General features: G+C 43.2%; 5 protein-coding genes. 4 read left to right on the top strand and 1 reads right to left on the bottom strand.

The annotated features are described in order from the left end of the window. Positions 1-321: 321 nt before the first annotated feature. The gene (locus ACE1AQ_RS19275; protein WP_110544825.1) at positions 322-2,760 is read right to left on the bottom strand and encodes a glycosyltransferase family 39 protein; all 2,439 of its coding nucleotides are present in this window, start codon (positions 2,758-2,760) and stop codon (positions 322-324) included. A 137-nt stretch (positions 2,761-2,897) separates the two neighbouring features. Here ACE1AQ_RS19275 and zds point away from each other — a divergent pair, with 137 nt between their 5' ends. The 4 genes from zds to ACE1AQ_RS19255 all read left to right on the top strand — a co-directional run bounded on the left by zds (position 2,898) and on the right by ACE1AQ_RS19255 (position 7,070). Next, positions 2,898-4,358, top strand: a complete 1,461-nt coding sequence (zds, locus tag ACE1AQ_RS19270; protein WP_106909595.1) for a 9,9'-di-cis-zeta-carotene desaturase — start codon at positions 2,898-2,900, stop codon at positions 4,356-4,358. Positions 4,359-4,587: 229 nt separating this feature from the next. After that, complete coding sequence (locus tag ACE1AQ_RS19265; protein ID WP_008196179.1) at positions 4,588-5,283, top strand: aldehyde oxygenase (deformylating); 696 nt, start codon at positions 4,588-4,590, stop codon at positions 5,281-5,283. A 150-nt stretch (positions 5,284-5,433) separates the two neighbouring features. Beyond that, positions 5,434-6,453: a long-chain acyl-[acyl-carrier-protein] reductase gene (locus tag ACE1AQ_RS19260; RefSeq protein WP_008196181.1), complete on the top strand. Its 1,020-nt coding sequence runs from the start codon at positions 5,434-5,436 to the stop codon at positions 6,451-6,453. 482 nt (positions 6,454-6,935) lie between these two features. Beyond that, positions 6,936-7,070 carry a helix-turn-helix domain-containing protein gene (locus tag ACE1AQ_RS19255; RefSeq protein WP_374809032.1) on the top strand — a complete coding sequence of 45 codons (135 nt, stop codon included), beginning with the start codon at positions 6,936-6,938 and terminating at the stop codon, positions 7,068-7,070. Positions 7,071-7,186: the final 116 nt, after the last annotated feature.

Genomic DNA, 7,186 nt, shown 5'->3' with positions numbered 1-7,186 from the left:
ATTGCTGCCCAAAAAAGCACAGAATAACCCATTATGAAATTCTATCAAATCGCTGTAACTATCATAACATCGTTGTTAAATAAAAATCTTTCTCAATTAATTCTTAAGAATTTATAAATATTGCGGAATGTTAATTTAAATATTCTTAAGTTTTTGCAGTCAATAAATAATTTTTACTTATCTTTGTCCAACATTGGGTTAGAAGTCAGTTATCAGTTATCAGTTATCAGTTATCAGTTATCAGTTCACTGAGAAAACTCCCCACACCCCACTCCCCCACCTCCCACTTCCCACACCCCACACCCTACACCCCACTCTATTTTAATTTGACTGCCATAATTGCCAAGCTTTAACGAGATTTCCCCCCATCAAGGCAGCCACTGCATTTAAAGTCTTAATTTCCTCACTATCGGGATTTAATTGTCTAGCTTTATCTAAGACTTTTTGGGCTGCTTGCGGTTGCCAATCGTAGAGATAAATAAAACCTTGATAAGCATAATGATAGGGATTATGGGGGTCAATTTTAATCATTTCCTCGGTGGCTTTTATTGCCCCTGCCACATCCTGTTGTAGTACCTTAGAAATTGCTAATCCGTAGGCTAAAGATAATTTATCGGGGGGGTTTTGTTGCTGTAAACGATAGGAAAAAGCCTTGTCTGCTTGCAGCACATAATCCTGAATCGAATCGTATTGATTGATACGATTAGTTAACTCAAAAATTGGCTCAATCCCCGTTAATCCTTGACCAATATTAGCCGACTTTAAGCGCAATTGGGTGACTAAATCTAATTGGGGGGTTGCTAACTTGGGAACTTGAGGATCGATGGTAATTTGAGCATTAGTTTTAATCGGATAGGTTTCGCCAGTTTCCCGATTGAGATAGACAGCAGATAAGCGATAAACTCCGGGGGTTGCTGCCGACTGCATGGCGGTTTTTTCAGTGACTTCAAAACCCTTTTGTTGCTCTTCTGAAGTTAATTTTTCTGCCACTAATCCCCCCATAGCCATACCGTGATCGTGCATCCAATAATCCTTCCCGTCCACTTCTTGCCAGGTTAAAATTACTATCCCTGACTTTAATTGTTGCCAGTCTCCGGCCCATTTATAAACCACGGGAAGGGGTTGATTAGGAGAAGCTTTTTCGGCAAGGGTAATCTCTCTTAATTCCACCCGTTTTGGCGGATTTTCAAGGGGTTTAACCGTGACGGAAGGATATATTTTTCGGTGTAGGGACAGGGTGCTATCATCCGGTAGCTGCCAAGTTTTCTCCACTTGGAAATCTGGCCCAGTGGCGACTCGATTAACAATTTTTTTCTGGACATTGGGGACGGAACCCTGTTCACCAGTTTTAGTTAAAAACCAATCTAAAGAATTGACATCCTTTTCGATATCTTCTTCCCGAACTCCCACCTGTCTGCCGGCAACCTGGGAATTATGTTTACCACCGTAGAAAGAGAAAGTATGTTGATTTAATTCGGGGGTGGAAGGTAAAACCCCTAGGGTGCTGCGAAGATAGGGAGAATCGGCTAGAATCTCTTTAACTACTTCTTCGTTTTGCCAGCCAGTTTTTAAATAGGGATGGTGTTGTAATTTGGGACTGAAAACGTTAGTAATTATATCTCCCCCCAAGGGGAATAAATTTAAGCTGGTGAGGATAGCGGCAATAGTTATCGTTCCCCAACGGATAGCGGGGGCAAAACGACCGCGCCAAGATAATAAACCGACGGATAAAATTAAGGATAAAGTCGGTAAAATCGGCAAAATATAACGAGCATCTTTATTGATGTTGAGGGATGATAATAGGTATCCCCCCAGCAGAAAAACTCCTAACCAAATCCACACAGGACGATTAACCTTATCTTCGGTTTTTCTATGACGTAAGGAGATTAATAATCCCACCACAGGAACTAATAACAATACCCAAGAAAGAAAATAGGGTAAAACTTGGGCGTAAAACGTCCAGGCATCTGGACTGGTAAGAGGCGGATCTCCCTCCAAAATCGCCGAATCTACCGTGGCACGTTTGCCTGCGGTTAACATTAATAACCAATTCGTCCGATACCAGGGAAACATTAACAATGCTGCCGTTAAAAAACTGAGCATTAATTGCGCTAGATTGCCCCAACGTTTTCGCCGGAGATTTTCGCCTAATACCCACAAAATCGGTAAAAAGAGGAAAAATAGGGCGGTTTGTTTGACTAACATCCCTAAACCGCAAGAAATACCCACAGCGATCGCTTTTGGCCAGCCTTGTCCACTAAATCGCCACCATGTCAAGCAAAAGTAAGAAAACGTTACAATTGCCGCTAAGGGAAAGTCTAAGAGATATTCGAGGCGATAATAGTATAAACCGGGGAGAAATTGACAGATTAGGACTGCCCATAAAGCCACAGTCCCATTAAAGAGGATAATTCCCAATCCGTACACAGAAAAGAGCAGTAGGGCGCTATAGATAGCCATTACCCACATACCCGCGTCAAGACTAATACCAAAGAGATTAAAGAAGGGAATCGTTACAAGATAGGTTAAAGGGGGAATTTTCGGCGACATTAGCCATAAACTGCGCCACCAATCCCCATCAAACCAGCGCGGATTTTGGAAAGCTTGGGTATAGATAATCCCACCGTTGAGATAATCGGCCTGATCCCAAGCAGGAATGGTATGATCGAGACTAAACCAGAATCTATCGACTAATATCCCCAATATCCATATAATACTGACAATAATTAATCCCTGTCTCCCATCTAGCGATCGCTTCAAAATGACTTCTCCCTAGTGCAACTCTCAATTATTCTGCCACGCTCTCAAGCGACCCTGAAAAAATCGCCAGCAAGAAACACCAGACCGATCGGGGTAAAATAAAGATTTAGTGAAAAATTGTAACAGGAACTTGACAAATGCGAGTGGTGATCGTTGGTGCAGGGTTAGCGGGAATGGCAACAGCTATCGATCTAGTCGATGCGGGCTGTACAGTAGAAATCTTAGAATCTCGTCCCTTTGTCGGGGGAAAAGTCGGTAGTTGGGTAGATGCGGACGGTAATCACATCGAGATGGGCTTGCACGTCTTTTTTGGTTGTTACTATAATCTTTTTGAGTTAATGAAAAAAGTGGGCGCTTTTCAATCCCTACTGCTCAAAGAACACACCCACACTTTTATCAACGAAGGGGGAAAAATCGGCGAATTAGACTTTCGTTTCGCCGCAGGTGCGCCTTTTAACGGTTTAAAAGCCTTTTTTACCTCCTCCCAACTCTCGGCAGCCGATAAAATCTTTAATTCTCTGGCCTTAGGTACCAGTCCCATCGTCCGCGGTCTGATAGACTTCCAAGGAGCGATGAAAACGATTCGGGATCTGGACTCGATTAGCTTTGCCGATTGGTTTCGTAGCCATGGCGGTAATCAAGGCAGTTTAAAAAAAATGTGGAATCCGATCGCCTATGCCTTAGGATTTATCGATACGGAAAATATCTCGGCCCGTTGTATGCTGACGATTTTCCAATTTTTTGCCGCTAAAACCGAAGCTTCCGTCCTGCGGATGTTGGAAGGTTCCCCCCACGAATACCTACATAAACCGATTATTAACTATCTGGAGGCACGGGGCGCCAAAATCTCTACCCGTCGTCAGGTGCGGGAAATTCTCTATTCTGGAGAGGGCGAAAATCTGCAAGTTAATGGCATGATCGTCGCTAACGGAGAAACCACGGAAACTATCACCGCAGATGCCTATGTTTGCGCTGGTGATGTCCCCGGTATTCAGCGTCTCATTCCCCAAGATTGGCGAAAAATGCCGATTTTTGACAATATTTTCCGACTAGAAGCCGTCCCCGTCGCCACGGTACAATTGCGTTTTGACGGTTGGGTGACGGAGTTAAATGATGCCGAAAAACGCCGACAACTGCAAAAAGCGGTGGGAATTGACAATCTTTTGTACACCCACCAAGCGGATTTTTCCTGTTTTGCAGATCTTGCTCTCACCAGTCCTAGGGATTATTATCGCCCCGGAGAAGGTTCTTTATTACAGTTGGTTTTAACCCCCGGGGATCCTTTTATTAAAGCTAAAAATGAAGATATCGCCCAGCACGTTTTAGCGCAAGTCCATCAGTTATTTCCCTCCTCCCGGGAGTTAAAGATGACTTGGTTTAGTGTGGTGAAATTGGCCCAGAGTCTCTATCGGGAAGCACCGGGGATGGATGTCTATCGTCCCTCGCAAGCGACTCCTATCCCTAACTTTTTCCTTGCCGGTAGTTATACCCAACAGGATTACATTGATAGCATGGAAGGAGCCACTTTATCGGGTAAACAGGCAGCCAGGGCCATCTTACAACAGGCCGAGCGCCAGAAATCTTTGGCTACGGTTTGAGCAAACAGCCAGCAATCTCCTCTGTTAAGAAGGGGTTGCCTCTAAACTTGTTTTCAGTGGCCAAAGATAACCCCTATAGCTAACTTGGCAAGTCAGCCTCTCAAGCCAAGCTATACAAAAAAGACCGATCGAGCTAGACTCGTAAAAAGATAACTCCATCTAGAAGGCTTACCCTAGACTGGAAAGAACGTCGGAAAAATCTCGTCAGAAATAGGAGTCAATCGAGTTTATGCCAGAGCTTGCTGTACCATTAGAGCTTGATTTCACCAGCGAAACCTATAAATCAGCCTATAGTCGCATTAATGCCATCGTTATTGAAGGCGAATACGAGGCCAATAGCAATTATATTCAATTAGCAGACATCCTCGCCGATAACAAAGAAGAGTTACACCGTCTGGCAAAAATGGAAAACCGTCACATGAAAGGTTTTCAAGCTTGCGGCCAAAATTTGCAAATCACTCCTGATATGGATTATGCCAGAGAATTCTTTTCCTCTCTGCACGAGAACTTCCAAATTGCCTACGCAGAAGGTAAAGTTGTCACCTGTTTATTAATCCAATCTTTGATTATCGAAGCTTTCGCGATCGCTGCCTATAATATTTATATTCCTGTTGCTGATCCTTTTGCTCGTAAAATTACTGAAGGCGTAGTTAAAGACGAATATTTACATCTCAATTTTGGCGAAGAATGGCTAAAAGCGAACTTTGAAACCGCTAAAAAGGAATTAGAAGCCGCAAATCGAGCTAATCTTCCCATTGTCTGGAGAATGCTCAATCAAGTCGAGGATGATGCTCGCGTCCTCGGTATGGAAAAAGAGGCCCTCGTGGAAGACTTTATGATTAGCTACGGGGAAGCTTTAAGCAATATTGGTTTCAGCACCCGTGATATTATGCGGATGTCTGCCTACGGATTAACTGCCGTCTAAACCTTGAGCGTCGAGATTTCCTGTTTTTCCCCTGCTGCCGCTCAACACAGAGCGGCGCTTTTGTGTAATATATTTAAGAGTCTTAACGATTTCTTAGCAATATCCTCATTTTTTTATCTAGTGCCATCTAGTCTAACGAAAGAACAATCAATGTTTGGTCTTATAGGTCATCTTACCAGTTTAGAACACGCCCAATCGGTCGCCGACGATCTAGGTTATCCTGAATATGCTAACCAGGGATTAGATTTTTGGTGTGCTGCCCCCCCGCAAATTGTCGATGATTTTCATGTCACCAGCATCACGGGGCAAACCATCAGAGGAAAATATATCGAATCCTGTTTTTTACCAGAGATGTTGTCGAATCGTTGGGTAAAGTCTGCTATTCGTAAGGTGCTAAATGCCATGGCACTCGCTCAAAAAAGTGATATCAATATCACCGCACTCGGTGGTTTTTCTTCGATTATTTTCGAGGAATTTAATCTCAAAGATAATCGACAGGTACGGAATATCGAGCTAGATTTTGGCCGTTTTACCACCGGTAATACCCACACCGCTTACGTCATCTGCAATCAGGTGGAAACCCTCGCTGACAAAATGGACATCGATTTAGCTCAATCCACCGTCGTGGTTTGCGGGGCAACCGGAGATATCGGCAGCGCCGTTTGTCGTTGGTTAAATGAAAAAACCGATACAAAAGAACTAATCTATGTGGCACGCAATCAAGAGCGTTTACAATCTCTCCAAGAGGAGTTAGGACGCGGTAAAATTCTCCCCCTAGAGGAGGCTTTACCCCTGGCTGATATCATTGTTTGGGTGGCTAGTATGCCTAAAGGCGTGGAAATTGATCCAGATAAACTCAAGCGCCCCTGTATTATTATTGATGGTGGTTATCCGAAAAATTTAGGTATGGTATTAAATGCCCCCGATATTTCGGTGATTAAGGGCGGCATTGTCGAGCATTCCCTCGATATTGACTGGAAAATTATGAAAATCGTTAATATGGATATTCCCTCTCGTCAAATGTTTGCCTGTTTTGCCGAGGCGATTTTATTGGAGTTGGAGGGTTGGCAAACTAATTTTTCCTGGGGACGCAATCAAATTACCGTCCCTAAAATGGAACAAATCGGTGCAGCTTCCCGCAAACACGGGTTTCAACCTTTGTTATTTTAATTCATACCCCCAACCCCCCACGGAATTAGAAGTTTCAGGCGAAAAATAATTAGAGTAAGTGCTTGACTTTAGCGGCGGCTTGGGTTATGCTTGTTTCATAATGGGATGTTTGTGTTTATTTCTGAATGCTTAGGTTCCAATTATGAATAAACTCTTTTAAAAATATTATCCCAAAATCTGCCCACAAAAGCAAGCAAAATTTTGCCATCAATTGTTAAGTTTTGTTAAGAAAAGTCCTAAGAGTGGCAAGGAAGAGAACTCCCTGAACAGATCAGTCCGATTTCTTTGATAGTTTCTCAAGGGTTTTGGGGTAATTCTAGTTGAAGCATGAAACCCAACGCCCGATTATGTTACGCTCCCGCTAACCCATCCTACAAATAATCGTGCCTCCCTACTTAAATGGTGTACAATACTAAATCGGTTGAGTATGGGCTACTGATCAGGACAGGCGAAAGGCAAGGGGTAAAAAGGATAATGCCTATATGGTCATGAAAAACAAGATCGACTCCTTCATCAAGCGACTTGGCATAACTCCCTACCGATTTGCCAAAGATACTGGTCTTAGCATGAATAATATCTACTTACTGAAAAATGAGGCTCTTCTAGGTTCTGTGTGATCAGTTTAACTTACAATATGATCGATCAATCTTTGTGTCCTTTGTGTCTTTGTGGTTCGTTCCACTCACTCGCCAGCAGGACTGTATCCTAGAATACATTTTACCCACCAAACCTG

This window comes from Microcystis sp. BLCC-F209 (assembly GCF_041928595.1).
Classification (GTDB): Bacteria; Cyanobacteriota; Cyanobacteriia; order Cyanobacteriales; family Microcystaceae; genus Microcystis.
This window is presented reverse-complemented; position numbering and strand designations above follow the sequence as displayed.